Genomic DNA, 245 nt, shown 5'->3' on the forward strand with positions numbered 1-245 from the left:
GTCAGTTGCGGTTAGGTTGCGTTTGAACCCTTCCGCAATGAATCGCAACACTTCGATGGTCTCGGGTTTATAGCGTTTTTTTCTCCCTTCACCAACAGATGGAATATAATTTTCAAACCGATCTCTATAAAATCTTGCCGTGGATTCAGCAAGGTTTAATTGTTTTGCGATCTGTGTCATGGTTAATAATTTTTTTTCCAAATGAATCCCTCCCGATTTAGGGAATGGAATGTAAATTCCTTTTG

At 39.2% G+C, this 245-nt stretch carries 1 protein-coding gene; it reads right to left on the minus strand.

The genetic code is table 11. The annotated features are described in order from the left end of the window. Nucleotides 1–180: MerR family transcriptional regulator (locus SB749_RS20465; RefSeq protein WP_410711925.1), on the minus strand; the 180-nt coding region annotated here is incomplete at its 3' end. Between the last annotated feature and the right edge of the window lie 65 nt (nt 181–245).

The organism is Brevibacterium sp. SIMBA_078, assembly GCF_046534565.1.
Classification (GTDB): Bacteria; Actinomycetota; Actinomycetes; order Actinomycetales; family Brevibacteriaceae; genus Brevibacterium.